Origin of the sequence: Methylobacterium sp. WL12, from assembly GCF_008039475.1 — a bacterium.
GTDB classification, from domain to species: domain Bacteria; phylum Pseudomonadota; class Alphaproteobacteria; order Rhizobiales; family Beijerinckiaceae; genus Methylobacterium; species Methylobacterium cerastii.
In genome coordinates, this window is record NZ_VRUW01000004.1 from 45,068 (window position 1) to 70,692 (window position 25,625).

The window sequence follows — 25,625 nt, forward strand, 5'->3', positions numbered from 1 at the left end:
GGTACGATGCCCGCTCTCGGCGTCACGGTGTCACGCAAGTTTTTCGCGATGACAAGCTTTTCGCGACGACGAGGGCGCGGACCTTTCCCGAACGTCCGCGATCAGTGCCCGGCCGCGCCCTTGGGCAGGTCGCCCGGCACCTCCAGCACCGCGCGCAAGCCGCCCAACGCCGCCTGCTCGAGGCGGAAGCGGCCGCGATAGAGGGTGGCGAGGTCCGCGACGATGGAGAGGCCGAGGCCGGAGCCGGGCTTCGATTCGTCCATGCGTCGGCCGCGCCCGAGCACCGCCGAGCGCGCCTCCTCCGGCAGGCCGGGGCCGTCGTCTTCGATCGCGACGAGAAGGTGGGGATAATCGTGGGCCTCCACCGCCTCGGCCCGGATCGCGACGCGGCCGGCGGCCCATTTCGAGGCGTTGTCGACGAGGTTGCCGACCATCTCCTCGAAATCCTGGCGCTCGCCGCGGAAGCGCAGGCCCGCCGGCACGTGGACCTCGTAGGCGATGTCCTTGTCGCGGTAGATCTTCCCGAAGGTCCGCACGAGGCCGGCGAGCGCCGGCTCGACGTCGGTCGAGGTCCCGAGCGTGCCGGCGAGCGCGGCCGCGCGCGCCCGGTCGAGGTGGTAGTTCACCTGGTCGCGCATCACCGCCGCCTGCTCGCGGATCTTCTCGGCGAGGTCGGCCGGCGCGTCCGAGGCGCCGACCTCGTTGACGATGATCGACAGCGGCGTCTTGAGCGCGTGGGCGAGGTTGCCGACCTGGGTGCGGGCGCGCTCCAGGATCTCGCGGTTGGTCTCGATCAGGAGGTTCACCTCGCCGGTGAGCGGGGCGATGTCGCGGGGATAGGTCCCGGTGATCCGGTCGGCCTCGCCGCGGCGGATCGCGCCGAGCGCCGCGCGCATCTTCTTCAGCGGCGCCAGGCCGAAGCGGATCTGCAGCAGGGTCGTCAGCGCCAGCGACAAACCGAGCAGGCCGAAGGTCATGAACAGCGAGTTGCGGAAGCGCTCGACGTCGTTGACGATCTCGTCGGCCGGGCCGGCGACGCGCACGGTGTAGCGCCCGTCCTCGCCGAGGTCGACGTCGCGCTCGATGATGCGGAGCAGCCGGTCGTCCTGGGCGCGGCCGTAGCCCTGGCGGATCTGCCCGACTCCCGCCTTGCCGTCGGGATCGGTCGCGGGCTTCAGCGGCACGCCGACGAGGGAGCGCGAGGTGCGCAGGTCCCGCGGCCGGGCGTCGGGCTTGCCGACCTGCCAGTACCAGCCCGAGAGCGGCAGGTCGAAGCGCGGGTCCCCGAGGGTGAAGGCGCGACTCTCGGTGTCGCTCGGGGTGACGAGGTCGGTGGCGAGGTTGTTGGCGAAGACCAGCAGGCGGCTGTCGAACGCCCGCTCGGTGGTCTCGCGGTAGAGCGTCGTCAGGATCCAGGCGGCGAGCAGCAGGATCGCGGAGCTGGCCAGCAGCGCCGAGACCGCCAGGCGCACCGCGATCGAGCGACGCCGGAGGGAGAACAGGCTCAGGACCGCGCGCATCGGGGCGACGCGCGGTTCGGGCGCCGGATGCTCACGATCCTTCGGCTCGGCTCGTGGGGAGGTCGAAGTCATGCCGTGACCACGTTTCGAGGGCGGCGCGCGTACGCCCATTCTACCGGCGATGCGGAGGCCCATCGTCTCGTCGGTCCTCCGGCCGAGCGCAAGGGTCATCCGACGCGAGATCGCGACGCCCGAACCGAGTGAATGCGCAGGCGCGCCCCTGCGCGGCGACCGAGTGTGTCAGGGGTCGCGCCGGCGTCGGCTCAGGCGACCTGCCGGTCGAGGGGGTCGAATGCTGCGTCACCCGTGACCTGAGCCTGGTCCGGGGCGTAGGCGAACCGGAAAGCGTTTCGCCCCTCCGCCTTGGCGCGGTAGAGGGCGCGGTCGGCGGCTCGATAAAGCGCCTCGCGGTCGAAGCCGTCCTCTCGCGTCAACGCGATCCCGATGCTGACGCCGATCCCGACGGGATGGCCGTCGAGATCGATCGGGAGCGACATCGCCGCGATCAGGCGCTCGGCCAGCCGGGTCGCGTCCTCCCGTCGGCCGGAGCCGGTCTGGATGACGACGAACTCGTCGCCGCCGATCCGGGCCACCGTATCCTCGATGCGCACCACCGAGCGGAGCCGGTCGGCGACATGGCGCAGCAGTTGATCCCCGGCCTGATGGCCCAGCGTGTCGTTGACGCCCTTGAAGCGGTCGAGATCCAGACAGAGGATCGCGAACCCGCCCTCCGCCCGCGACGCGCGCGCAGTCTCCTCGTCGAAGCGTTCGCGGAAGAGGACGCGATTGCCGAGGCCGGTGAGCGCGTCGTGCCGCGCGAGGTGCGCCATCCGCTGCTCGCTCTCCTTGCGAACCGTGATGTCGCGAACGGAAGCGACGTAGCCGTCCGGTCGACTCGTGATCTCGTCGTAGGTCAGGCTGAAGGAGGCCTCGACCCACACCCAGGTCCCATCCTTGCGCCGATATCGCTGCTGCCCCACGGCGTGGGTGACGCGCGCCGCGCCGATGTCGTCGAGGAGGCGCCGATATTCATCCGCATCGTCGGGGTGAACGAAGTCGAGTGGCCGGGTGCCGACCAACGCCTCGGCCTCGTAGCCCAGCAGCAGCTTGGCCGCGGGCGAGACGTAGCGGCGCGTTCCGTCGAGATCGGACCGCACCACCATGTCGGTGGTGTTGTCGGCGAGCAGCCGGTAGCCCGCCTCCCGTTCACGCAAGGCCCGCTCGGCCGCGTGCAGGCGGAGCTGCGCCACCACGACCTGAGCCACGTCCTGCAGCTGCCGGCGCTGTTCGGTGGAGAAGGTCCGCGGCTGGGTGTCGATGGTGCAGAGGGTGCCGGCATGCAGACCGGGCGCCAGGACGAGCGGGGCACCCGCGTAGAAGCGGATATGCGGCTTGCCCGTCACCAGCGGGTTGACGACGAAGCGGTCGTCGCGCGTCGCATCCTCGATCACCATGACGTCGGGGCTGAGGATGGCGTGCGAACAGAACGACACCTCGCGCGAGGTGCCGTCCAGGTCGAGGCCGCATTTGCCCTTGAACCACTGGTCGTTCTCTTCGACGAGCGAGACGAGCGCGATGGGGAGGGAGAACAGGGCCGCCGCGGTGCGGCAGAGCGCGTCGAAATGCGGCTCGGGCGGCATGCCGATCACGTCGAGGCTGCGCAGCGCCGCCAGGCGCGCAGGCTCATTGTGCGGAAGGGGAACCATGGAGATCCTTGCGCGAAGGCTCGGCAACCCTTGGGCCGAACCCGTCGAAGTGATCCGCAGGCTAAATCACCGAACCTTAACGTCGCGTCAGTGTTCGGCGTAGGGTCGTCACGCGATCCACAATGCGTCGGCCCACGAAAATTTGATCTCGCACACCGAAACTTCGTTTTTCATACTAGAGATACTGCTAACACACCTTTAGGTTGTGAAATATCCGAAAAATCTCGTCCTGAAAGGATCGCGCAGAGCGGGCGCCAAGCGTCACACCCGAGCCGGCGGCTGGCTCGGATCCACCAGGTAGCCGAGGCCGCGCACCGTCTGGATGAGGTCGACCGCGAGCTTCTTGCGCAGCCGCCCGACGAAGACTTCGATGGTGTTCGAATCGCGGTCGAAATCCTGGTCGTAGAGGTGTTCGGTCAACTCGGCGCGGGAGACGACGCGGCCGGTGTGGTGCATCAGGTAGGACAGCAACCGGTATTCGTGGCTCGTGAGCTTGACCGGGTTGCCGTCGACGAACACCCGGCCCGAGCGCGTGTCGAGGGTGACGGGCCCGCAGGCGATCTGGCTGGTGGCGTGGCCGGCGGCGCGGCGGAGCAGCGCACGCACCCGCGCCATCAGCTCTTCCATGTGGAACGGCTTGGTCACGTAGTCGTCGGCGCCGGCATCGAACCCGTCGACCTTGTCGGACCAGCGGTCGCGCGCCGTGAGGATGATGACGGGGGTCTTGATCCCGGCCCGGCGCCACTTCTGCAGCACGCTGACGCCGTCGGCCTTGGGCAGGCCCATGTCGAGGATGATCGCGTCGTAGGGCTCGCTCTCCCCGAGATAGCCGCCCTCCTCCCCGTCGAAGGCCTTGTCGGCGACGTAGCCCGCCTCCTCCAGCGCGCTGACCACCTGCCGGTTGATGTCCCGGTCATCCTCGACCACGAGCAGACGCACGGATCACTCTCCCTCGAGCCACGGCCTTCTCGGCCGGTCAGTACTGGCCCGCCACCTGGCCGGTCTTGGCATCGACCATCACGTGCACGAAGTGGCCGTCCCGACGCAAGGCGGTCAGCATGTAGACGAGGCCGTCGGCGTGGCGGCACAGGCTGGCGCGCTGGATCTCCGCCCGCGGGATCACCGTGCGCGCGGCCTTGATCGCCGCCACCGGCGCGATCACCCGGCGCTCGGAGACCTCCTCGCGCATGTCGGCGGGCGACAGGCACTCCTCGACCCGCGGCTGCGACGCCCCGGACGAGACGACCGGGGCCGCCTCGCGGGTCTCCTCCGCCAGCGTGCCGAGACCGCCGCCGGCGAGGGCCGCGACGGTCAGGCAGATCGCTGCGAGGGCGAAGGGGTAGCGCATGGATCGGGACTGTCGGCCGAAGGCACTGAATGCGCCCTGAATGCCCCCGGCCCGAGACATGTCTCGCGGCGCGGTTAGAGCCTCGTGTGCGAGGTGAGTGGATCGGGGGGCGGCGGGTCTCATCGAAGGTCCATCGGGAGCTGCGAAGCGTTACGGCCGAGACCGGCAGCGGTTCCCTCGTGCAGGGTGCGATCCCCCGCGATCGCGGCCCGGAAGCGGGCGACAAGATCGCAGCTCGGCGATCGACGTGCCGCACGGAACGACTGTCGAACGTCGAAGGCGTCGGTGATTTATACCTGGCCCCGCCCCACGAAGACGTACGAACCGTCCCGAACGGTGCCGGCAGATCGCAATCGCGCGATCGCGGCCCGGAACCAAAACTTAAGACGAAATATTCTACCCTCAGTTGCATTCAGTGTGCGAAGCCGCTCCGGTGGCGCACACGCGGCGGGGGCCTCCATGGCGATCGATCCGAACAACCTGTCGAAGACCGCGACCCTGACCTTCGCGGAGGAGTTCGACGACTTCACGCCTTGGAACGGCACGACGGGGCTCGACACGGTCGGGGCGCCGCAATGGTCGACGAAGATCCACGCCACCGGGACGATGCCATACAATGACGAGTTGCAATACTACGTCGCCGCGTCGGACGGGGCCGCGGGCGGCACGGCCGGCCTGCCCGACCCGTTCCACGTCTCCGACGGCCTGCTGACGATCACCGCGGCGCCGGCCGCGCCCGGCATCCGGGATGCGATCGAGGGGCAGGCCTACACGTCCGGGATGCTCAACACCGCCCATACGTTCAGCCAGACCTACGGCTACTTCGAGATCCGGGCGCAGCTTCCGGCGGCGCAGGGGATGTGGCCGGCCTTCTGGATGCTGCCGGCGGACGGGAGCTGGCCGCCCGAACTCGACGTGATGGAGATGGTCGGCGGCGCGCCGAACATCCTACGCAACACCGTCCACAGCCAGGTCTCGGGCGGACACCGGGTCGACGCGACCCATTACCTCGACGAGTCGAACGTCGCGGTGCCGGACATGACGTCCGGCTTCCACACCTACGGCGTCGACTGGGAGCCGGACACGATCACCTGGTACTACGACGGGCAGCCGACCTTCCAGGCGGCGACGCCCGCGGACCTGAACACGCCGATGTACCTGATCGCCAACCTCGCCGTCGGCGGGGCCTGGGCCGGCGACCCCGACGGGACGAATCCGGCGCAGATGACGATCGACTACATCCGGGGCTACGCGAGCGCACCGGACGCGGCGCGCGACGACACGTTCCACTTCCGCGACGCGCGCACGGGGGACGACCTCTACACGACGAGCGCGAGCGAACGGGACTACATCGCGCAGAACCTGCCCTCCTACACCGAGGAGGGCGTGGCCTGGGCGTCGCCGGCGGCGAGTCCCGATACGGTGGACGTGTTCCGCTTCGTCGATACGCGGACGGGGGAGCACTTCTACACCGCGAGCGTGGCGGAGCGCGACCACGTCGCCGCCATGCTGCCGAGCTTCCACGCCGAGGGCGTGGCGTTCCAGGCCTACGCCGACCCGGCGCTCGCCGGGGCCGACGCGCTGACGGTCCAACGCTTCGTCGAAACCGCGACCGGGGCGCATTACTACACCGCCGGGGCCGCCGACACGGCGGCCTTCACGCAGGCGCAGGCCGGCGGCGCCTGGGTCCATGAGGGCGCGGCCTTCACGGTACTCGCGCCGTCTTCGCCCCCGCCGGACCTGTGGTGACACCACCGCAGGTCACCCGGAACGGCGTGACCGCATCCGGCCGGCGCTGCGGGCGGACGGTGCGCCGGAACCCGTTGCAGGCGGCCGAAGGACTCTCGACCGGCATCGCCGGCCCGCAGGGAAAGTCGGCCGGGATCTCGGTCTCGATGGTCCGGGGTCTGCCGTCGCGGTCCCAGGGCGGCGCATCGACGGCGTTGGCAGGCGGCGCCACTTGGTGCCGGTCGGGTCGGACGCTGTGCAGGCAGCGCGCGTCGGGCAGCGTACATTCGGCGAGGTCGGCGATCACCCGCGCCTGCCGCAGCGCGCCGCCGGGCGCGACCTCCGACGCCAGAAGCACGGACGACCCGACCCGGCCGGGCCGGTGCCGGTCGCCGGCGGCGTAGGAGACGATCGCGCAGAGCCCGAGAAACAGGCCCCCGCCGACCGCGTGGTAGAGCCGGGTGAGCCAGCGGTCGAGGGCGGCGCTCATCGCAGATCTCCCCGGACGAGGCGCCAGAGCTGGCGCACGAGCGGCAGCCGGTCGACCCCGAACTGCGCCAGGGCGAAGGCCGTGACGACGACGACCGCCGCATGCTTCATCCGCCGGTAGAACCGGGCGAGCGCCCGCCGCTCGATCCGTTCGTCGATCAGCTCGTCGAGGGCGGTGAGCCGGTCCGGCGTCTGGCGCCGGATGAAGGTGCGCCACTCGGTGCCGAAGCGGACGACCAGCCGATTCTCCTCGGCCTCGGACGCCGCGCGGCCGGAGTAGGCCCGGCGGATCAGGCTCTCGCCGAGGCCGTCGTCGGGCGGCGGCAGCACCCGCCCGACGCCCTCGCCGATCGCGTCGAGGGCCGCCCGGCGGCAGGCGGGGTCGCGCGCCTCCGGGCTCTGCGATGTCGCGTCCATGCCGCCTCCCGCGGGTGCCAGCGTGTCGGTCCGTCACCCGCGGCTGGGCACTCTCGCTAGCGCGCCGCGAGGCCGACGGCGGCCAACGCCGGCGCGAGGGTGTTGGCGGCGGTCGAGCCTTGCTCCAGCGCGAGGCGGCGAAACACCTTCTCGGCGATGCCGGGCAGGCCGCCGGCGGCCTTCACGACGAAGCCCGGCGCCTGGTCGGACGCGCGCTGGACGGCGGCCGCGATCACGGCCGAGCCCACCGGCACGGTGAGCACCTGCCCCTTGGCGGCCCCGGACACCGCGTTGAGCGCATAGTCCGTGACCCGCCGGACCATGCCCTCGACCACGGATTTCGACAGCACGTAGCTCAGGAGCGGCGCGAACCGGGCGATCAGGCCGGTCGCCAGGGCGACGAGGAGCGGCATCAGCACCGCCTGCGCCGTGGTGGCGAAGGCGACGACCCACTCGCCCCAGGGCAGCACGACGGCGGGGGCCGCCGCGGCGAGGGCGGGCGACGCGACGAGGCAGGTCGCGAGGCAGGCGGTAAGCGAGACACGGGCGCGCGGGCGCGCCGCAGGGAAGCGGGTCATGGTTTCAAGTCCTCTGGCTGGGGATGCGCGGCGGAGCCCGGCCGGCACGGGAACTCGGATCAGGCTCGGCCGGCGGCCGGCGTCGCGGCGAGCCAGGCGCGGATCGCGTCGCGGAGCCGCGCGAGCCGGGCGGGACGTGGTGCGGTCGGGACCAGGACCGGGGTCGCGACGCGCGGGTCCGCCACCGCCGCGAGGGGGGCCGCAATCCGAATTCGCGCCGCGGCGTCGGTCGGGCGCGGCAGGGCGGCGGCGTAGGGGGTGACGAACTGCTCGGCCTCGGTGCGGCGGCGCCCGAGGATCGCCGCGGGCCTGGCCCACATCAGCATCGCCTCGGCGCCGCCGGCCGCGTCCCCGGCGTTGATACGCCGCAAGGCGGTCGAGCCGGCGAAGGCCGACGGCCCGATGTTGTAGCAGAGCGAGACCAGGGCATCGAAGGCGTGCGGCCCGACCGGCGCCGTCAGCCCGCTTCGGACCGCGGCGACGTGGGCCGCGACGTCGCGCGCGAAGATCGCGTCGCACTCGGCGGCGGTGATCGCGAGGCCCGGCGCGACCTGCGGCGGTCCGGCGGCGGAGGTGTGGCCGACGCCGATCGTCCAGACCCCGACGGAATCGCGGTAGGCCCGCAGGCGCCGGCCCTCGCGCGCGATGAGGCACGCCTCGCCGATGGGGGAAAGGTTCATGGCAGTCTCCGAGAGGGAAAAGGTCGATCGACGCGGCGGGTGCTCGGGTCTCACCCGAGCTGGTGGGCGCCGAAGAACGAGTCGGCCGCAGCGACGTAGCCGTCGGCACCGGTGAAGCGGACCCAGACCTCGACGCCGTCGCCCGCCGCGAGCTTCAGGGTCGAGGCGAGCGACAGGGCGGTGATCCCGTCCACCAGCGCGCCGGTGGCGGCGGCGCGCCCGCGCCCGGCGGCCGCGCCGTTCCTGTAGAACTGGACCTCGAAGGCGGTCGGCGCGCTGGCCCCGTTGCGCTTGTAGGTGAGCATCGCCGAGACCCGGTAGAGCCCGGCCTCGGGGGCGGTGAAGCGGTTCGTCCCGGCGGCGAAGGCGCCCTGGTCGTTGCTGTCGGCGACGTTGAACTGCACCTTCGTCCAGGCGCCGGCCGGAACGTAGTTGTCGAAGCTGGTGCTGGCGGCGGCCTTTGCGAAGTTGCTGATCCGTGCCCAGCCCGCCCCGGTGTACCATTTGAGCGCGGTGGCGGTGCTGCTGGCGTAGAGCTGCCCGAGGGCGAGACCAGCCGTGGGGTCCGCCGCCAGCGGCGCGAGCCGCACCGCGCCGTTGGCCTCGACGGCCAAAACCTCGGCGCTGGCCGCGGTGCCGGCGGGCGTCGTGCGCAGGCTGATCCGCGTCGGCTGCGACGCGTCCGACCAGGCATCCGTGGCGAGGAAGGCGAGCTGCGCCCGGGGCGTCGCCGCGTAGCCCGTCGCGCCGTAGCCGAAGGCCGAGACCTGGCCGATCATGGAACCCGACTGCAGGGCGACGGGTGCGGCGGCGTTCCCGGCCGCGGCCCGGAAGGCGAGATGCCCCGAGGCGCCGGCGCCGAAGCCGTCGAGGACGAGCCGCGGCGGCGTCCCGTCGGCACCGGAGACCCGCAGCACCGTCTGGGGCGGCGCGTCGGGCAGCGCGCCGGCGTTGGCGCTGACCTCGAGCGGGCCGGCGACCCGCCCCAGCGCGAGCCGGCCGGTGGCGGCCGAGACCGCGAGCGGGGTCGTGAAGCGCGCGCCGTCCGGGCTGACCTTCAGGGCGAAGTCGTCGGCGCCGAAGGTGCCGAACAGCGCGCGCGTCGAGAACCCGGTCTGGAACGCCAGGCCGGCGTCGCGCGCCGCCGCCTGCTTGTTGAGGGTGAGCCGCACGCTGCCCGAGCCGGGCGTGATGTCGTCCCAGGAGAACAGCGCGGCCTCGGACTTCACCGCGAGGCGGTTCACGGCGTCGGCCGCGGTGCCGATTCCGAGGCGGGCGAGGTTCTGGAGCGTGGTGAAGGTGGCGCGCAGGCTCGTCCAGGCGCCGCCCGCGAAGGTGTAGAGGTCGGCCTCGTCGGCGACGTAGGCGAGCCAGCCCGGCCGGGGCGCGAGCCCGATCCAGACCCCGTCGCGGAAGCAGGCGACCTGACCCGATAGGCCCGCCCAGGCCCCGGTGGGCGCTGCCGCGACGACGAGGTAGCGGTCGCCTTCGGCCGGGGCGGCGGGCGGCGCCGCGAGGTCCTTGTCGAGGCAGGCGAGCTGCACCAGCGCATCGAGCTGCACCAGGGCCTCGTTGTGGGTGACGTGCTTCTGCGCCTGGTTGGCCGCGATCAGCGGCAGCGCGAGGTTGTGCGTGGCGTCCGACATCGGCGAGCTCTCTCCAGCAGTTCTTCCAGGGCGTCTTGCGAACGAGGCTGCCGAGGCTGCTCGGCGTCAGGCCCGGGCGACCGCCAACCGCGCGCGGGCCGCCGCACCCGGCCCGAACGCCGCCCCGACCTGCGCGACGGCCACGTCGAGCAGCGCCTGCGGCCCGCCGAAATCCGCAGCCTCGTCGGCGTAGAGCAGGCTCGGCCCGGAGGCTGTCAGCGTGCGCAGGCCGCGCCCGTCGGAGGAAAAGACCGTGACCGCGTATGCCTCCACCGCCTCGTCGAGGGGGATGTCGGCGGCCTCCCAGCCGTCGGCGTCGCGGCGGGCCCGGCGAATCCACGAGAGGCGCACGCCGCCGGGTTCGCGGCGGGCGCGCAGGTGGACCGGGCGCAGGGGCGCCAGCGCCGACAGGCCGGCCGCGGCGAAGACCTCGACGAAGGACGGGTCGCCCGGATCGCGGGCGGCCGGGCCGATCCGGTAGCGGAACCGGCGGCCGGCCTCGTCGAGGCGGTCGACCAACGGGACCACCGCGCCGTCGTCGAGCCGGACGATCAGGCTGCCGGCCGGAGCCGGGCGCGTCGCCGCCGCCTCGCTGCCGGCGAGACCACGCAGCAGCCCGCCGAGGCGGAACGTCTCCGGGCCGGTGAGCACGGCGTCCTGCGCCGCGATCATCTCCACGGTGCCGTCCGGCGCGATCACCGCGAACAGGTTGGCGCCGGCGAGCATCGCGGCCAGGCCGACGCTACCCAGCGCACCGGCGTTGCGGAGGGTCGCATCGAGGCGCGCCGCGCGGTCGAGGCGCCAGAGCGGCCCGGGGGGCAGCGGCGTCAGGGTGCGGCCGAGGCAGGCCGGGTAGTCCACGGTGCCGTGGAGCGCCAGCGGCGCGCCCTCCCCGTCCGAGCGCCAGACCGCCAGCGCGCCGGGCCAGGGCTCGGCGGTGGCCGCGAGGACTTGCAGCGCCGTCGGCGCGCCACGGTCGGCGGGCAGGTCGAGGGCGAGCGCGAAGGGCGCGCCGGCCAATACCGGCGGCCGGACCGGCCGGGCAACCGGGGCGGGCCGCGCCGGCCGCGAGCCCGGCCCGTGCAGCGGCATGCCGCGGGTCTCCAGCCGGCGGCCGGCCGGCCCGTCGTCGATGCGGACGATGCGCTGGAGGCCGGCCGGGGTGCTGAGCAGGTCGCCGGGCTCGAGGTCGAGGCGGCGCGGGCTGAGCGTCATTCCGGCGGTGTCGCGGCCCGCGATGGCCCGGTCGAGGAGCGCCTCCGCGAGGTTTTCGGCGGTCTCGCGCCGGGTGACGATCGCGGCCTCGATCCGGGTCTCGCGCCGCCGGCCGCCGGCCGGCCGGATCGCGGCGGCCGAGGCGCGGCGGTAATCCGGGTTCTCGGAATCGGTGAAGCCGATTTCGACCGAGCGCGGCAGGCCGCTCTCTTCGGCGCGCACCCGGCGTAGCGGCGCCTCGTCGTCCGAGACGCGCACGAGGTCGTCCTCGGCGATGGCCGCCGCCGCCTCGCGCCGCGGCCCGCGCAGCCGCAGGGTGCCGGCGACCGCCGACACGTCGAGGCCGTAGAGCTGCGCCAGCGGCTCGAGGGCGGCGCGGACCGAGAGCGGCCGGTCGATCACCGCGCCGTCGAGGTAGGCCGCGGCCTCGATCGCCACCGGCACGTCGACGCCGAGGTCGGCGAGAACCCGCAGGATCAGCCGGTCGAGGTCGCAGCCCTCGATCCGGCCGGTGATCCAGTGGCCGACCCGCCAGTTGCCGGCATCCGCCCAGACCGAGCCCTGGTCGGGAAAGGCCGGGTAGGGCCGCGCGTCCCAGGCCCAGACGAAGACCGCGCGCGGATCGACCATCGGCCCGCCGTAGACCGGCGAGCGCGGGTTGTCGGCGGCCGTGAACCCCGCCGCGGCGAGATCGAACCGGGACAGGATCGCCTCCAGGCCGCGGAGCTGAATCAGCTCGTCGCGCAGGCCCCGCGAGGCCGGCGGGTAGGCGTTCTCGGAGGATTTCGGGTCGGGGAAGACGTTGGGGCCGTTGGTACCCTTGTCCACCGCCGGCACGCCGACCTCGGTGAGCCAGATCGGCTTTCCGCGCGGCACCCAGGCGGTGGCGCGGGTCTCGACCCCGCCGTCGCGCTCGACATGGGCGTTCGACCACCAGCCGACGAGGTCCTTGGCCCGGAACGTCCAGGGTTTGGAGTAGGCGCCGTCGGTGATCGGGGTGCGGACCTGCGCGGCGCGGGCGGCCGCGTCGGCGTAGTACCAGTCGAAGGCCTCGCCGGCCCCGAGTCGGGCCTTGAGATAGCCGCGATCGTAGATCGCGTCGGCCTCCGCGAGGTCGGCGTGGCCGGGGGTGTCGCGAAAGTCCGAGATCGGAGGGTAGTAGTCGATTCCGACCGCGTCGAGGCTCGGGTCGGCGAACAGGGCGTCGAGGGGGAAGCGTACGCGCGCGCCGCCGTCGTGGACGTGGGCGCCGTACTCGGTCCAGTCGGCGGCGTAGACCAGCGTCTCGCCGTGGGTGAGCCGCGTTCGCACCGCGCGGGCGAGGTCGATCAGCGCCGCCACCGCCGGGTAGCCCTCGCCGGCGCCGCGCACGCGGGTGAGGCCGACGAGCTCGCTCGCCAGCACGAAGCCGGCGAGCGGCGTGCCGACGGCCGCCCAGCCCGCCGCGAGGTCGGCATAGTGCAACGCCTGGCGGCGGTAGCCTTCCGCACCCGTGAAGTAGGCCAGCACCTGCGCTTCGGCCGCCGCCGTCCCGTCGGGCGAGCCGGGCAGGTCGGGGGCGGGATCGCAGGTGATGCGGCCGCGCCAGGGGTAGGCCGCCTGGCCGAGCGCACCGGGCCGGTAGGGGTCGGGCAACGCGTTGCCGACCGCGACGTCCATCATCACGAACGGGTAGAGCACCACCGCGAGGCCGCGGCGGGCGAGTTCCGCCACCAGGCGAGCGAGGCCCGCATCCGAGGGCGTGCCGCCGTAGGCCGGGGTTCCGTCCGGCGCGGTCGAGACCGACCGGGCCTGCGCGCGGTCGAGGCCGGCCACGCGCCAGGTGTCGCCGACGGTCGCCTTGGCGCCGATCTCGACCCGCGGGGCGACCGTGCACTGTCCGGCGCGCAGGTCGTCGCCGAACCACGCCACCACCACCGCGACGCGGGCGAGGTTCGGGCACAGCGCCTGAAGCGCGTCCAGCGACGCGACCACGTCGCTCGCCGCCTGCAGCTGGAACCGGTTGGCGCCCTGCGTCCGCCCGAGGCCGAGGTCGACGGTGACGCCGGTGGGATCGAGGCCGAACTCGGACGCGCCGGGGATCAGGTTCACGGCGCGGACCAGCGGCGCGACGCCGTTGACCGGCCGCACCACCTCGAAGGCGAATTGCGGGATGCGGTTGCCGTAATCGGCCAGCGGCAGCCCCTCGAACACCACGTAGGCGAGGCCGCGATAGGCCGGCGCGTCGGCGCCCTCCTTGGCGACGATCAGCGGATCGGGCGCTTGGGTCGCCGCGCCGACGTGGACGCGGCAGGTGATCGCGGTGCGGTCGAGCTCGGTCCCGTCCGCCCAGATCCGCCGGACGAGGGCGATCTCGCCCTCGCACAGGCCGACCGCGAGGTTGGCGAAGTAGGCGTAGCTGGTCCGCACCGTCTTCTGCCCGCCGCCGCCCTTCGACGGGGCGGCGGCGCGCTCGACGGCGGTGTTGGCAACCTCGAGCGGTCGCGTCGCCCAGATCAGGGTGCCGCCGAGCTTCGCCCGGCCGTAGACGCGCGGCACCGGGTCGCCCTCCGTCGAGGACAGGCCGGCGACGTCCGACAGCCGCGGGCCGGCAACGTACCGCGGGCTCGCGCCCGCCCCGAACAGGGCGCCGTCGAGGCCGGCCCCCGCCACGGCGCCGACCGCCTGCCCGACCACGCTGCCGATCGGCCCGCCGAGCGCGGTCCCGACCGCCGCCCCCACCGTGGACAGGATCAGCGTGGCCATGGCGGGCTCCGTGGTGGAGATGTGGGGCGGGCACATTCGAAGGCTTGTGGAATCGTATCCGGTCGGATACGATCCAGACTGTCGCGACGATCCTGATGTCCGACGCGTTCAGGGGCTGGCTGAGCGAAGGCCCGCATCGCCTCACGCATCCGGTCAGCGACGCTGGGCGATTTCGGAGATGTCGAACCGGTGGGGGATGGCGTCGACGAGATGCGCATCCATCATGGTCCGGGCTACCGCCTCTACTATCTCCGTCGAGGAGCGGCTCTCTACCTGCTCTTGATCGGCGGCGACAAAGCCAGCCAGAGTCGTGATGTTCAGAAGGCGAAGGTGATGGCCGGCGACCTTGATCGGATCTCCCGATGCGCTTCACGCCTTTCGACGCCTCCGAGTTCCTCGACGACGAAGAGGCCATCGCCGAATACCTCGCCGCGGCTCTGGCCGACCCCGATCCCGACTTGTTCGTCGCAGCGCTCGGCGATGTCGCCAAGGCGCGGGGCATGACGCAGATCGCGCGCGAGGCGGGTGTCGGGCGAGAGAGCCTGTACAAGGCTCTGACACCGGGGTCGAAGCTCCGCTACGAGACGATCCGCAAGGTCATGGATGTCCTCGGTGTCAAGCTGACGGTCGCGTCGCGGGTTTGAGCGCGTCGGAAGTGCCCGCGGCAGCCGAAGCGAGGGCGCGGGGCGCTTCCCGTCGCATCCTCACTCCGCCGGGAACCGGAACACGCCGACGAGGTGCCGCCGCCACCACGGCGTGAAGGCCACCTCCGTCACGGCGGCGTGGTCGTGGGCGTGGATCATGCCGGCACCGGTCGCGATGGCGCAGTGGCGGGCGGGCAGGTGCGCGCGGAAGGCGAAGAGCAACACCTCGCCGGGAGCGGGCGCGTGGCGTGCGAGGTCGGCCGCGACAGGCAGGAGGTGGCGGGACGCGGCCTCCAGGAACGGGTCGGTGCCGGAGGCGGCCGATTCCGCCCAGGTGCCGGCATAGGGCGGCGGCGCCTCGGGCTCGTCGCCCAGAAGGCCGCGCCAGACGCCGCGCAGCAGGCCGAGGCAGTCGCAGCCGACGCCGAGCAGCGAGGCCTGGTGCCGGTAGGGCGTGCCGAGCCAGCGCCGGGCCTCGGCCTCGACCGCGGCGCCGTCGAACCGGTTGCGCATCGGAGATTCCTTCAGCGGAACAGCGAGCCGCCGTCGAGGCCGGGGCCCGCGCCGGGGGCGTAGCGCACGACGAAGTCGTTGCCCGACATGTGCGGAAAGCCCTGGAAGTTCAGGGCGTTCGCGAAGGTGCCGCGGCAGGTGGACAGGCGCTTGTCGCAGCCGGCGACGAGGGTGAAGGCGTCGCCCGGCGCGACGCCGCGCGGCGGCGCCTCCCACAGCTCGACCAGCGCGCCGAGATGCGTGCGCACGTCGCCGGACAGACCAAGGTTGGCGCCGCCGGTCCAGGTCAGGCGACCGCCGGTGAACAGCCCGTCGGCGACGATGCCGGCGAACGACACGGCGAGCGTGCCGGGTTCGGCCAAGCGATCGACCGTGCCGGCCGTGCGGAACCGCGCCACGTCGACGCCGCAGCGGGCGTCGCCGAGGTCCGCGCCGCAGGTGGCGCGGTAGGTGCGGCCGCGCTCGGCGTCGAGCCGGTCGGCGAGGCCGCGGACCTCTGCCACGAAGGCGTCGCCGGCCCGGCGGATTTCGCCCAGCGTGCCCACGTCGAGGAGCAGGCGGGTGTCCGGGTCGGTCCAGTCCACCAGCCAGGTCTCGACGGCGGCGCCGTCGTAGAGCCCGCCGGCGATGTCGGCCTCGGTCAGCCCGAGCCCGGACAGCGCGCCGGAGACATCCCCGCCGGAGACGGCGAAGCCGAGCTCGGCCGCGGCCTCCGCCGCCTCCAGGCCGGTGCGGGCGGCGTAGGTCAGGCCGGCGATCGTCATGTCGCGGTCGTGGTCGGTGAAGCCGAGGGCGACGCCGTCGCGGCGGCGCAGGGCCCAGCAGCGGCAGAGGGTCGTCACGCCGCCGGCGAGATGCGCGGCGAAGGCGGGCGGCAGGTCGCGCATGGTTGCAGTTTCCCTAGGGCACGATCTCGACCAGCGGCACCTTCGGGATCTCGCCCGCGGTGAAGGCTTCGAGGTTGATCACGAGGTCGTCGGCGTCGAACCGGACCGGCACGTCGAAGGCGAAGCCCGCGGTGACGACGGCGCCCGCCGGGGGCACGGCGCCGGCGGCGAAGACGACCTGCCCGGTGGCGGGATCGCAGGCGAAGCGTTGCGCGGGCGTCTCGACGCCGGCCACCGCCACCCGCACGCTGCCGGCCACCGGCTTGGCGATCGCCCGCCGGTAGGGCGTCGGCCCGGTGCCGTAGGTCTTCAGCAGGGCGAACGCCCGGGACGCCCCGTCGCCGATTCCGAGGCGCTGGTCGGTCGGCGCCGGCACCCGGCCCGGCGGCCCGGAGCGGAAGTCGACCCGGTCGCGATAGCGGAAGCCGTAGAGGCGCCCGCGCCGCTCCTCGAAGAAGCTCAGCACCGCGTGGAGCGTGTCGAGCGAGCGGATGCCGAAGCCGGCGTCGTAGCGGCGCCGGGAATCGGCCCAGCGGCTGTTGCGGTGCTCTCGCCCCGAGGCGAGCGTGACGATCTCGGTCAGCCGGGTCGGGCCGCCGCTGCCGCGCAGCGCGACGTCGAGGGGAAAGGACACCTCGTGGAAATCGTCCGGCATCGGTTCTCCTCCGGTCGTGGCGTACGCTCTCACAGCGCGCGCTGGCCGCGGGCCACGGCGCGGGCGAGGCTCGCGGTGACCTGCGCCTCGGACTTGCGGAACGAGGCCGCGTCCGGCGTCGCGATGTTGACGGTGACCGCGACCGGCCGCCCGCCCGGTCCGGCGCCGACCCCGAGGCGGCCGTCGGAGCCTCGCCGGAGCGGCAGGATCGCCTCCGGCCCGGCCTCGCCCATCAGGCCGGTGCCGCCGCTCATCGGGAAGTAGGTCGGGGCCGCGACCACCCCGCCGCCGGCGAAGGCCCGCACCCGGCCGCCCTGGAGCACGCCGCCCCGTGCGAAGGCCGCGTCCGCCCCGACGGCGGAGCCGAGCAGGCTGTTGACCAGGCCGGTGATGCCGGTGCGGACCGGCTTCAGCGCCGCCCGGACCGCGGTTCCGGCCAGGCGCGTCCCGAGGGAGCCGAGCACCCCGTCGAGCTGGCGCCCGGAGGTGAGGCTGCGCGTCAGGGCCGTCGACAGGCTCTGCCCGAAGCGCTGGGCGAGCTTGTCCAGGGTGTCGAGCTGCTTGATGCGGGCGGCGTTCGCCCGGTCGAGGTCGGTCTCCGCCATGGGTCTCTCCTGCAAGCGCGGACCGGCCTCACGCCGTGTCCGGATGGTCCTGGATCAGCCGCGCCAACCCGTCGCGGCCGAGCCCGGCGCCACTGGCTCGGAGCCCGGCGGCGAAGAGCAGCTCGCGCGGCGTGGCGCGCCAGAGGTCGCGCGGCCGCCAGCGCAGGCGCCCGAGCGCCAGCGACAGCGCGTCGTCCCACGGGAAGGCGGGCGTGGTGCCCGGCGCCGTCCCGCCCGTGGCGCTCAAGGGTCCGGCGGCGCTCCGAAGGCGGCGAGCAGGGCCTCGCCAAGGGCCGTGGTGACGGGCTCCAGCCCGCCGGCCAGCGGCAGGGCCGCGACCGCCGCGTCGTCGAGGGCGTGGCCGCCGCCGCGAAGCGCCGCGCCGAGCAGCGCGATCAGGTCGCGCGCCGCGAGCCGGCCGGCGGCGAAGCGCTCGGCGAGGCCGGCGAGGTCGCCCGCCTGCAACGCGTCCTCGAGCTCCGCCAGGGCGCCGAGGGTGAGGCAGAGGGTGTAGCGGGTCCCCCCGAGATCGAGCGGCACCTCGCCGCGCCTGCGGTTGGCCATGGATGGGTGTCTCCTTGGGTGGCCTTCGACCGGCTCGGCCGAAGGCGTCCGCCGCACCGGCGGCGGCGTGCGGTCGCGCTGGCCTCCCAAGGTCGGGATGCTCGGCTTGGTGGCCTTCGACCCAAACCGGTCGAAGGCGCCCGCCGCACCCGCGGCGGCGCGCGGTCGCGCTGGCCGACTGCCGTCGGGATGTCCGTGCTGGATCAGAGCGCGGTGAAGGCGACGGCGCCGGCCGATTCCAGGCTCATGTCGAAGGTGACCTCGCCGGCGTGGTCGCCGCGATATTCGAGCGCGGTGATCTGGAACGGACCTTCGAGGGTGCCGAAGGCCGGCACCACCACCTGGAAGGTCTCGATCACCCCGTCGAAGAACACCTGCCGCAGCCGCAGGTCCGAGGCCTCGTCGCGGAACACGCCGGAGCCCGAGATCGCGGCGCGGCGCACGCCGGCGCCGGCGAGCAATTCGCGCCAGCGCCCGGCGGAATCGGCGTTGGTGACGTCCACGGCCTCGGCGTTGAAGGCGACTTGGCGCGCGCGCAGGCCTGCCACGGCGACGAAGCCGCCGGCGCCGTTGCCGGCGCGGATCAGCAGGTCCTTGCCCTTCTGAGCGGTCATGGTGGGTTCCTTTCGGTGACGGCCTGGAGCGTGAGGGTGGCGCGGGCCTCGCCGGTGCGCTCGTCGCGTCGCGCCGCGATGGCCTGGACCCGCAGGGTCACGAGGGCGTGGCCGGTCAGCGCCAGGGCCGGGTCGGCGACCAGCGCCGACATCCGCTCGGCGGCGTCGAGCGCGGTGCGGACCGAGCCCGGCCGGGCGAACACCACGAGGGCGTGGCTGTGCTGGTGGCGGACGGCGCCGTCGACGGAATCGTCGCGGATCTCGGCGTCGCCGAACAGGGCGTAGACCGGCTGCGCGCCGGCCGGCGGCTCGTCGTAGAGGCGGAACGCCCCGCCCATCAGACGGGCGAGCGCCGCGTCGGTAGAGAACCGCGCGATCAGCGCCGCCCGCATGGCGAGGAGCGGGCTCGGCGCGGGCGGCGCGACGGAGGGGATGCCGCTCATGCGCTCGCCTCCGGCAGGGCCTCGACGTGGCAGACGAGGTCGCGGCCGCGGTCGTCCGGGTCGAGGATCGCCCGGATGGCGAACCGGCGCGGGCCGGCGGCGAGCCGCATCGCCGCGGTGAGGCCTGCCCGCGCTCTCAGGGTGATGCGGTGGGTCGCGACGCCGTCGTCGCGGCCGCCGCGCAGGCGATCGACGATGCCGACCGGCTCGATCGCCCCCCACAGCACCGGCCCGGCGACGTAGCGCCGGAGGGTGCCGCCGAAGCCGTCCGGCTCGTCGATCGGCAGCTCCAGCACGAGCCGGCGGCGGCGCGCGCCGATCGCCGGCGGAACGGTGGCGGGCATGGCGGGCTCCGGGAAACGGGTGCTTGGAAGCGGGAGGCGGATGCGGCGGCGCGGGTCACAGCCGCAGCCGGCGGAAGGGCGCGGCGCAGGCCGCGAGGTCGCCGCCATCCGGGGCGGCGTCGTCGCCGCGGTGCTCGTAGCGGGCGGCGGCCCGGCGCAGGACCGCGAGCCTGAGCGGCGGCGCCAGCGGCGGGCCGTCGCCGCCGTATCCGGCCGCGACCTCGACCAGGAGGGCGCGGCCGGCCGCATCGGGAAGGGCGCCGAGCTGCAGCCCGGGCGCCTCGATCCGGTCGGCGCCGAGGGCGACGAGGCCAGGGCCGAGTGCGACGAAGCCGCCATCCGCGGCGGAGAAGCCCGCGCGTACCAAGTCGACGAGGGGGCTCAGCGGTACCGGCACCCGGCCGTCCGCGGGCGGGCGGTCCAGCACCAGCCGCCAGGTGCCGGGCACGAGGATGCGCCGCGTCTCGGTCTCGAGCTCGGCGCGGGCGGCGGCGATCAGGGCGGCGAGCAGGTCGTCCTCGGCCGCGTCGTCCGGATCGAGGCGGAGGTAGCCGCGCAGCTCGGGCACGGTCACCGGCTCGACGACGGCGCCGGCCACGCGTATCGGCATCATCGCGCATCTCCATGAATCGGGGATCGAGGGGTTGGTGGATCGAGGGGTCTCGATGGTGTTCCGAGCAGGCGTTCAGCGCCCGGCCGCGATCGGCCTGGCGTGGCTCGCGAACGTGGCCCTCGCCGGCGGCCCGGCGGGCGCGGTGGTCGGCGGCGCCGAGGCGACGCCCGAGGGCGCGGTGATGGTCCTGTCCTCGAAGGGCGGCGTCTGCTCGGCCGTGGTCGTGGCCCCCGACGTGGTGCTCACCGCCGGCCATTGCGCGGCCGCGGTGCTGGAGCACCGCGTCCACTTCCGCGACGCCTCCGGGCAACCGGTCCTCGTCGCGGTCGCGGCCCGGGCGGTCCATCCGGGCTACGATGCCGGGGCGATCGCCGGCCGGCGCCGGTCGATCGACCTCGCGCTCCTGCGCACGGACACGCCGCTGCCGTCGCGCTTCGCCCCGGCGACGTTCAGCGCCGCGGGCCCGCGGGCCGGCGAGACCCTGACGCTCTCCGGCTACGGCGCCGACACGCCCGGCGACCCACGCTCCACCGGCACCTTCCGCAGCGTCGCGCTGCCGGTGATCGAGCCGCACGGCCCGAGCCGCATCCTGGTCTGGCTGAAGGGTCCTGGCCGCGCCGGCGGCTGCCAGGGCGATTCCGGCGGCCCGGTCTCGGACGGATCGGGCGTCGTCGCCGTCACCGCCTGGATCGGCGGCGCCTGCGGCGGCCTCACGCAAGCCGTGCTCGTCGCGCCGCAGCGGGACTGGCTCGACCGCACGCTGGCCGGCTGGGGCGGCGCGGCGCGCTGGCGCTGAGCGGACCCACTCCCTCAAGGAACGGAACCTTGGCCGACGGATTGCTTTACGTTACGCTTGAGTCCCACCGGGCCGAGTGCGCCTTCGGCCCCCGGAGTGAACGATGCTCGCCACTGTCCTCCGCGGCGCCCTCCTCGGCGGTTTGTCCCTCGGCCTGCTGAGCTTTCTGCCGGCGCCGGCCTCGGCCGTGATCAACGGCGCGGTGACCCGCGACCCCAACGGCACGCGCAACTTCGTCGTCCGGATCGAGAGCACGCTCGGCGAGATCTGCTCGGGCACGCTGATCGCACCCGACCTCGTGCTGACGGCCGCCCACTGCGTGATGCAGCCGGCCGGCTACAGCATCGTGGCGGTCGACCGCGGCTTTCGCCAGCGCCGGGTCTCCGCGATCGCCGCCTCGATGCATCCCGACTTCGTGCCCGGCACCACGCCGGAGGACCAGCCGGGCATCGACCTCGCCCTGCTCAAGCTCGAGCAGCCGCTCGGGGCGGACTACGCCCCCCTCGATCCGCGCGGCGCCGGGACGATCGGCAACGGCGACGCGGTCGACATCGCCGGCTTCGGCGTCGTCGCCGAGAACCGCCGCAACAGCGCCCGCACCCTGCGCCAGGCCCACCTTGTCTCGATCGGCTCGCTGCAGGTCGCCAACCGCGTCACCGTCGTCACCGACCGGCGCCGCATGGCCGAGACCGCCGGCGCCGGCGCATGCCTGGGCGATTCCGGCGGCCCGATCCTGTCGGGCGGCCCCGGCGGCTACCAGATCGTCGGCGTCGTGAGCTGGTCCAGCGGCGCGATGCGCCAGGACGCCCGCCACCGCACCGCCTGCGGCGGCTTCACCGCGGTGACGCCGGTGGCCGAGCACACCGGGTGGATCGCCGCCCGCTCGGCGGAACTCGCGCGGATCGAGGTCGGCCAGGCGATGCCGGCCGGCCGCGGCAACCGCTCGGACTGGATGGCCCGGCCCGGCCGCGCCCGCTGAGACCCACCATCTGATCTTGGAATGGCGGCGAAACACACGGTCGTCGTACCGGCTGCGCGTCGATCGCCGGGAGTGGCGGCGCGATTGTATTTTCAATTCAGTGGATGATACCGCTGGCGCCATCGGCATCGGCGCATCCGGGCCCCGCAAACCCGATGCGCCTTCGTGCAAGGGTATCGTTCATGTTCGACGGTTCGACACCCGTCACGCCTTCGCTCGCCTCGGCGCTGAACGCCTTCGGGTTCGTCGGCGTCTGGGAGACGAACGTCGCGTCGGGGCGGTCGGTGCTGGATGCGGGGGCCTCCAGCGTGATGGCGGGCGACGCGTCGTTGGCCGGAAAGCCGCTCACCCTCGACGAGGCGCTGGCCCGCATCCATCCCGAGGATCGCGATTGGGTCTTCGCACAGATCAAGCGGGTGCGCCGGACAGGCGGGACGTTCGCCGCCGAGTTCCGCATCCTGACGCAGGCCGGCGAAATCCGCTGGATCCGGAACCGCGGGCATCTGGTGCCCACGGCAAACGGGATGCACGGCCACGGCGCCTACGTGGACATCACGGACACACGTCCGAATTTCAGCGTGCTGTCCGGGCCGAAGCTTCGCGTGCTGCCTCCGTCCGACCCACTGGAGCAGGCCGCCGACCAGATCCTCGCCGCGCGCCTGGCGATCGACCGCACCGGGCAGACGCGGCTGCGGACGCTCGTCGACACGCTCCTCCTCGAAGTCGGCCGGGCGCTGGCGAGGCGCCCGGACGCGTGAGGCCGGCGCGAGACCCGCGCCGCCCTGCCCTCAGGCGAACTTCAGCAGCTTGATCGCGGCGAAGTCCTGCACGCCGCCCCCGACGCGCTTGGTCGTGTAGAACAGCACGTAGGGCTTGGCGGAGTACGGGTCGCGCAGCACCCGCAGCCCGGTGCGGTCGACCACGAGGTAGCCGCGGCGGAAGTCGCCGAAGGCGACGGCGAGGCTGGCCGGCCCGATGTCGGGCATCGCCTCGGCCTCCGTCACCGGGAACCCGAGCAGGGTCGCGGCCCGGTCGGCGGCGGTCGGCGGCAGCCAGAGGTAGTTGCCGTCCGCGTCCTTGAACTTGCGGATCGCGCTCTGCGTGCGCCGGCTCATGACGAAGCCGGCGTTCTGGCGGTAGCCGGCCTTGAGGCCGTAGACGAGGTCGAACAGCACGTCCGCGGGGTTGGCCGCCGGAAACGCGCCGGCCGCGCCGGTGCCGACGATGCCGACCTTGCCCGGCACCCAGGCGTCGTTGGCCACGGTGTCGTAGCTGAGGAAGCCGCGCGGGCGGCTCACGCCGTTGCCGGTGACGAAGGCGACGCCCTCCTGCTCGGAGAACGCGGTCTCGACCTCGTCGGCGAGCCAGGCGTCGAGGTCGACGACGGCGTCGTCGAGGAGCGTCTGGGTCGCCGCCGGCATGGCGTAGAGCTCCATCGCCGGGAAGTTCAGCTCCGACAGCACCGGCCCGTCGGTGGCCGGGCGCGGCGCGGCCTCGCCGATCCAGCCGGCCGCCGGGGCGCCGGTGGCCACCGCGCGCTTGTACTGCCCGCCCGAGATGGTGCGGACGCTGGCGATGGCGCGGATCGGCGACAGGGCGGACAGGCGCTTGAGCACCTCGCGCTCGATCGTCTGCGGCACCAGGTAGCCGCCGTCCGGGCCGGAGCCGGCCGAGAGCGCCTTGGCCTCCAGGCCCTTCAGGCCGCCGCTCTCGCCGGCCCGGACGTAGAGGTCGAAGGCTGCCTTGTGCTCGTCGGTCATCGCGTCCCGCGGCTGCTCGGGGCGGCCGAGCGGCGGGCGGGCGCGGTCCAGGGTGATGCGGTCCAGCCGCGTCCGGGCGCTGTCCAGGGCCGCGTCGATCCGCGCCAGCTTCTCCTCGGTGAGCACGTCTGGCCCGAGGCGGCCCTCGATCTGGCCGAGCCGGATGTCGTTCGTTTCCTTGAACGCCTCGAAGGCCTGGGTCAGCCCGTCGAACGCGTCCCGCGCGGTGCCCGGATCGGAGGCGGGCCGCCCGGCCTTGTTCTCCAGGAGCGCGAAGTCGGACTTGGTCTCGAAGGTATCGTGACGGGTCATGGGAACCTCACCGTTGGAAAGCGAAGGGAAATGGAGGGCGGCGGACGCCGCCGCCGGGTGCCAGCCGCCGGGCGAAGGCGCGCAGCTCCGCCGGCAGCGGCGCTTGCGCAACGCGGGCGCCCGGCTGCAGCGGGAAGGTGACGAGCGAGATCTCCCAGAGGTCGACCGCGTGGAGCTGGCGGAAGCCGCCGCGCGGGCGGGCCGCCACGGTGCGGAAGCCGATCGACAGCCCGTCGAGGGCGCCGTCGCGCATCAGCGCGTCGACCTCGCGCGCCCGCTGCACCGCGAGGTTGAGGCGGCCCTCGACGCGCAGGCCGCGCGCGTCCTCGGCCAGCGCCTGCCAGCGGCCGATCGGCTCGGCGGGATCGTGCTGCCACAGCATCCGCACCCCGGCGGCGCCGCGCTGCCGCAGGCTCGCGGCGAAGGCGCCCGCCTGCACCACGTCGCGCCCGAGGTCGGGCACGCCGAACAGGCTGGCATAGCCGGTGAAATGGCCGTCCATGGGCGGTCTCCGAAGCGAACACGGGCAGAAGGCAGGCGTGGCCCGCCGCGTCAGGCGGGCTCGGGCGGGTAGCCCACCGCCTCGCGCTTCTCGGCCGTCGTCAGGAAGTCCGCCGCCTGCACCCGGCGCCAGAGCGACTCGCGCTCGGTCGCCAGCGCCTCGATCGCGTCGAGGTCGGGTTCGAGGCGGAGGTCGCCGAAGGCCGGCGCGAGCCAGTGGGCGAGCGCCTCCGCGGTGCGGCGGGCGAGCGGCACCAGGGTTTGCCGGTAGAAGGCGCGGTTGGCCTCGGCGTAGTTGGCGTGGGTGTTGTCGCCCGGAAGCCCGAGGAGCAGCGGCGGCACGCCGAAGGCGAGCGCGATCTCGCGTGCGGCCGCGGCCTTGGCCTCGACGAAGTCCATCTCCTTCGGCGAGAGCGCCAGCGGCTTCCAGTCGAGCCCGCCTTCGAGCAGCAGCGGCCGCCCGGCATTGCCGGCGCCCTGGTAGTTCGCCTCGAGCTCGGCCTTCAGCCGCACGAACTGCGCCTCGCTTAGGGACGCCCCGGCCCCGGCGAAGACCAGCGCGCCGGAGGGGCGCGCGGCGTTGTCGAGCAGCGCCTTGTTCCAGGCGCCGGCCGCGTTGTGGATGTCGAGCGACACGGCCGCAGCCTCCATCGGCGACAGCCCGTAATGGTCGTCGGTGGGGTGGAACAGCGCGAGGTGCAGGATCGGCGGCACGGCGCCGGACTGGTCGTAGACGACGCGGCGCCCGCCGACCTCGTAGACGTAGCCGGCGGGCCAGCCGTCGGCGCCCGGCACCACCCGCATCCGGTCGGGGCGGAGCGCGAACAGCTCGCGCGGGACCCCGTCCAGCGACACCGCCTCCAGGTAGGCGTTCCCGGACACCATCAGGTGCCCGTACAGCGTCTCCAGCAGCCGGGTGCCGCCCTCGCGCGGGTTCGGCCGCGCCAGCAGCGCGGCGATCGGGTGGTCGACGGCCTCCGCGCCGGTGACGACCAGCGGGATCGTCGCGGCGCCCTCGGCGACGAGGCGCACGGCGCGGTGGACGACGGCGTTGCGCTGGTAGCCCTCGCGGGCGAGCGCGGTGCCGTCGCGGGCGGTCCAGACGGCGCGGGCGTCGCCGTACAAGGCGACGCTCGGCCCCCCGAGGGGCGCGGCCTTCACGGCCGGCACGTAGCCGGCGGCGCGCGCCAGCCGGGTGAGCAGGGTCGGCATAGGCGGCTCCTCGGAATGGAAGTTTTCCTATGCCTCATGGGTCGAAACCCATGAGGTCCGGCGGATCGCCGCCGCCCCGCAATCGCGGGGGCAGGACCTCGATGAGCCGGG

General features: G+C 73.8%; 28 protein-coding genes and 1 pseudogene. 6 read left to right on the top strand and 23 right to left on the bottom strand.

All coding sequences use genetic code 11. From position 1 onward, the window contains the following. Nucleotides 1–101: 101 nt before the first annotated feature. The 4 genes from FV226_RS02945 to FV226_RS02960 form a co-directional block, all read right to left on the bottom strand. The gene (locus FV226_RS02945; RefSeq protein ID WP_147753951.1) at nucleotides 102–1,520 is read right to left on the bottom strand and encodes a sensor histidine kinase; all 1,419 of its coding nucleotides are present in this window, start codon (nucleotides 1,518–1,520) and stop codon (nucleotides 102–104) included. A gap of 263 nt (nucleotides 1,521–1,783) precedes the next feature. Next, the gene (locus FV226_RS02950; RefSeq protein WP_147761744.1) at nucleotides 1,784–3,226 is read right to left on the bottom strand and encodes a sensor domain-containing diguanylate cyclase; all 1,443 of its coding nucleotides are present in this window, start codon (nucleotides 3,224–3,226) and stop codon (nucleotides 1,784–1,786) included. 261 nt (nucleotides 3,227–3,487) lie between these two features. Further along, nucleotides 3,488–4,165 carry a response regulator transcription factor gene (locus FV226_RS02955; protein ID WP_147753953.1) on the bottom strand — a complete coding sequence of 226 codons (678 nt, stop codon included), beginning with the start codon at nucleotides 4,163–4,165 and terminating at the stop codon, nucleotides 3,488–3,490. A 37-nt stretch (nucleotides 4,166–4,202) separates the two neighbouring features. Beyond that, a complete protein-coding gene (locus tag FV226_RS02960) occupies nucleotides 4,203–4,574 on the bottom strand; it encodes a PepSY domain-containing protein (RefSeq protein ID WP_147761745.1) in 372 nt (123 codons plus the stop codon). Between the two features lie 459 nt (nucleotides 4,575–5,033). Between FV226_RS02960 and FV226_RS02965 the strand changes: the two genes are divergently transcribed. After that, nucleotides 5,034–6,323 carry a family 16 glycosylhydrolase gene (locus FV226_RS02965; RefSeq protein ID WP_147761746.1) on the top strand — a complete coding sequence of 430 codons (1,290 nt, stop codon included), beginning with the start codon at nucleotides 5,034–5,036 and terminating at the stop codon, nucleotides 6,321–6,323. Here FV226_RS02965 and FV226_RS02970 read toward each other — a convergent pair. From FV226_RS02970 to FV226_RS02995, 6 genes are all read right to left on the bottom strand, one after another. Beyond that, the gene (locus FV226_RS02970; protein WP_147761747.1) at nucleotides 6,280–6,792 is read right to left on the bottom strand and encodes a hypothetical protein; all 513 of its coding nucleotides are present in this window, start codon (nucleotides 6,790–6,792) and stop codon (nucleotides 6,280–6,282) included. The genes FV226_RS02965 and FV226_RS02970 overlap by 44 nt on opposite strands. After that, nucleotides 6,789–7,208 carry a hypothetical protein gene (locus FV226_RS02975; protein WP_147761748.1) on the bottom strand — a complete coding sequence of 140 codons (420 nt, stop codon included), beginning with the start codon at nucleotides 7,206–7,208 and terminating at the stop codon, nucleotides 6,789–6,791. Before FV226_RS02975 ends, FV226_RS02970 begins: the two co-directional genes overlap by 4 nt. A gap of 56 nt (nucleotides 7,209–7,264) precedes the next feature. Continuing rightward, nucleotides 7,265–7,786 (bottom strand): hypothetical protein, encoded by a 522-nt coding sequence (locus FV226_RS02980; RefSeq protein ID WP_147761749.1) that lies wholly within the window; start codon nucleotides 7,784–7,786, stop codon nucleotides 7,265–7,267. A gap of 59 nt (nucleotides 7,787–7,845) precedes the next feature. Next, nucleotides 7,846–8,466 (bottom strand): lysozyme, encoded by a 621-nt coding sequence (locus FV226_RS02985; protein ID WP_147761750.1) that lies wholly within the window; start codon nucleotides 8,464–8,466, stop codon nucleotides 7,846–7,848. A 50-nt stretch (nucleotides 8,467–8,516) separates the two neighbouring features. Then, nucleotides 8,517–10,112: a DUF2793 domain-containing protein gene (locus FV226_RS02990; RefSeq protein WP_147761751.1), complete on the bottom strand. Its 1,596-nt coding sequence runs from the start codon at nucleotides 10,110–10,112 to the stop codon at nucleotides 8,517–8,519. Between the two features lie 66 nt (nucleotides 10,113–10,178). Continuing rightward, nucleotides 10,179–14,072 carry a glycoside hydrolase/phage tail family protein gene (locus FV226_RS02995; RefSeq protein WP_147761752.1) on the bottom strand — a complete coding sequence of 1,298 codons (3,894 nt, stop codon included), beginning with the start codon at nucleotides 14,070–14,072 and terminating at the stop codon, nucleotides 10,179–10,181. A gap of 162 nt (nucleotides 14,073–14,234) precedes the next feature. Here FV226_RS02995 and FV226_RS28890 point away from each other — a divergent pair. Both FV226_RS28890 and FV226_RS03005 read left to right on the top strand, forming a co-directional pair. Continuing rightward, nucleotides 14,235–14,354: pseudogene (locus FV226_RS28890) on the top strand (type II toxin-antitoxin system RelE/ParE family toxin); the annotation flags it as partial. Nucleotides 14,355–14,434: 80 nt separating this feature from the next. After that, a complete protein-coding gene (locus tag FV226_RS03005; protein WP_147761753.1) occupies nucleotides 14,435–14,716 on the top strand; it encodes an addiction module antidote protein in 282 nt (93 codons plus the stop codon). A 60-nt stretch (nucleotides 14,717–14,776) separates the two neighbouring features. Here FV226_RS03005 and FV226_RS03010 read toward each other — a convergent pair whose 3' ends face one another. From FV226_RS03010 to FV226_RS03055, 10 genes are all read right to left on the bottom strand, one after another. Next, nucleotides 14,777–15,229, bottom strand: a complete 453-nt coding sequence (locus FV226_RS03010) for a peptidase P60 (protein ID WP_147761754.1) — start codon at nucleotides 15,227–15,229, stop codon at nucleotides 14,777–14,779. A gap of 11 nt (nucleotides 15,230–15,240) precedes the next feature. Then, on the bottom strand, nucleotides 15,241–16,116 hold the full coding sequence (locus FV226_RS03015) for a DUF2163 domain-containing protein (protein ID WP_147761755.1): 876 nt from the start codon (nucleotides 16,114–16,116) through the stop codon (nucleotides 15,241–15,243). 13 nt (nucleotides 16,117–16,129) lie between these two features. Then, the gene (locus tag FV226_RS03020) at nucleotides 16,130–16,771 is read right to left on the bottom strand and encodes a DUF2460 domain-containing protein (RefSeq protein WP_147761756.1); all 642 of its coding nucleotides are present in this window, start codon (nucleotides 16,769–16,771) and stop codon (nucleotides 16,130–16,132) included. A 29-nt stretch (nucleotides 16,772–16,800) separates the two neighbouring features. After that, the gene (locus FV226_RS03025; RefSeq protein WP_147761757.1) at nucleotides 16,801–17,376 is read right to left on the bottom strand and encodes a phage tail tape measure protein; all 576 of its coding nucleotides are present in this window, start codon (nucleotides 17,374–17,376) and stop codon (nucleotides 16,801–16,803) included. A 28-nt stretch (nucleotides 17,377–17,404) separates the two neighbouring features. After that, complete coding sequence (locus FV226_RS03030) at nucleotides 17,405–17,623, bottom strand: phage tail assembly chaperone (protein WP_147761758.1); 219 nt, start codon at nucleotides 17,621–17,623, stop codon at nucleotides 17,405–17,407. Beyond that, on the bottom strand, nucleotides 17,620–17,940 hold the full coding sequence (locus FV226_RS03035) for a gene transfer agent family protein (protein WP_147761759.1): 321 nt from the start codon (nucleotides 17,938–17,940) through the stop codon (nucleotides 17,620–17,622). Before FV226_RS03035 ends, FV226_RS03030 begins: the two co-directional genes overlap by 4 nt. A gap of 203 nt (nucleotides 17,941–18,143) precedes the next feature. Next, nucleotides 18,144–18,554: a phage major tail protein, TP901-1 family gene (locus FV226_RS03040; RefSeq protein ID WP_147761760.1), complete on the bottom strand. Its 411-nt coding sequence runs from the start codon at nucleotides 18,552–18,554 to the stop codon at nucleotides 18,144–18,146. Then, nucleotides 18,551–18,997: a DUF3168 domain-containing protein gene (locus tag FV226_RS03045; protein ID WP_147761761.1), complete on the bottom strand. Its 447-nt coding sequence runs from the start codon at nucleotides 18,995–18,997 to the stop codon at nucleotides 18,551–18,553. The genes FV226_RS03040 and FV226_RS03045 overlap by 4 nt, the downstream gene beginning before the upstream one ends. Beyond that, nucleotides 18,994–19,341, bottom strand: coding sequence for a head-tail adaptor protein (locus FV226_RS03050; RefSeq protein WP_147754761.1), 348 nt, complete (start codon nucleotides 19,339–19,341; stop codon nucleotides 18,994–18,996). The genes FV226_RS03045 and FV226_RS03050 overlap by 4 nt, the downstream gene beginning before the upstream one ends. Nucleotides 19,342–19,396: 55 nt before the next feature. Beyond that, the gene (locus tag FV226_RS03055; protein ID WP_147761762.1) at nucleotides 19,397–19,954 is read right to left on the bottom strand and encodes a phage head-tail connector protein; all 558 of its coding nucleotides are present in this window, start codon (nucleotides 19,952–19,954) and stop codon (nucleotides 19,397–19,399) included. A 52-nt stretch (nucleotides 19,955–20,006) separates the two neighbouring features. Between FV226_RS03055 and FV226_RS03060 the strand changes: the two genes are divergently transcribed. The 3 genes from FV226_RS03060 to FV226_RS03070 all read left to right on the top strand — a co-directional run bounded on the left by FV226_RS03060 (nucleotide 20,007) and on the right by FV226_RS03070 (nucleotide 22,487). Continuing rightward, on the top strand, nucleotides 20,007–20,750 hold the full coding sequence (locus FV226_RS03060; RefSeq protein WP_147761763.1) for a S1 family peptidase: 744 nt from the start codon (nucleotides 20,007–20,009) through the stop codon (nucleotides 20,748–20,750). A gap of 103 nt (nucleotides 20,751–20,853) precedes the next feature. After that, on the top strand, nucleotides 20,854–21,729 hold the full coding sequence (locus tag FV226_RS03065; RefSeq protein WP_147761764.1) for a trypsin-like serine protease: 876 nt from the start codon (nucleotides 20,854–20,856) through the stop codon (nucleotides 21,727–21,729). Between the two features lie 182 nt (nucleotides 21,730–21,911). Next, complete coding sequence (locus FV226_RS03070; RefSeq protein WP_147761765.1) at nucleotides 21,912–22,487, top strand: PAS domain-containing protein; 576 nt, start codon at nucleotides 21,912–21,914, stop codon at nucleotides 22,485–22,487. Nucleotides 22,488–22,517: 30 nt separating this feature from the next. On the opposite strand, the gene FV226_RS03075 is transcribed toward FV226_RS03070, so the two are convergent. The 3 genes from FV226_RS03075 to FV226_RS03085 are packed head-to-tail and all read right to left on the bottom strand — an operon-like array spanning nucleotide 22,518 to nucleotide 25,514. After that, entirely contained in the window at nucleotides 22,518–23,801 is a 1,284-nt protein-coding gene (locus tag FV226_RS03075) for a phage major capsid protein (RefSeq protein WP_147761766.1), read from the bottom strand. A 7-nt stretch (nucleotides 23,802–23,808) separates the two neighbouring features. Further along, a complete protein-coding gene (locus FV226_RS03080; RefSeq protein ID WP_147761767.1) occupies nucleotides 23,809–24,303 on the bottom strand; it encodes an HK97 family phage prohead protease in 495 nt (164 codons plus the stop codon). 50 nt (nucleotides 24,304–24,353) lie between these two features. Continuing rightward, nucleotides 24,354–25,514 carry a phage portal protein gene (locus FV226_RS03085; protein WP_147761768.1) on the bottom strand — a complete coding sequence of 387 codons (1,161 nt, stop codon included), beginning with the start codon at nucleotides 25,512–25,514 and terminating at the stop codon, nucleotides 24,354–24,356. Between the last annotated feature and the right edge of the window lie 111 nt (nucleotides 25,515–25,625).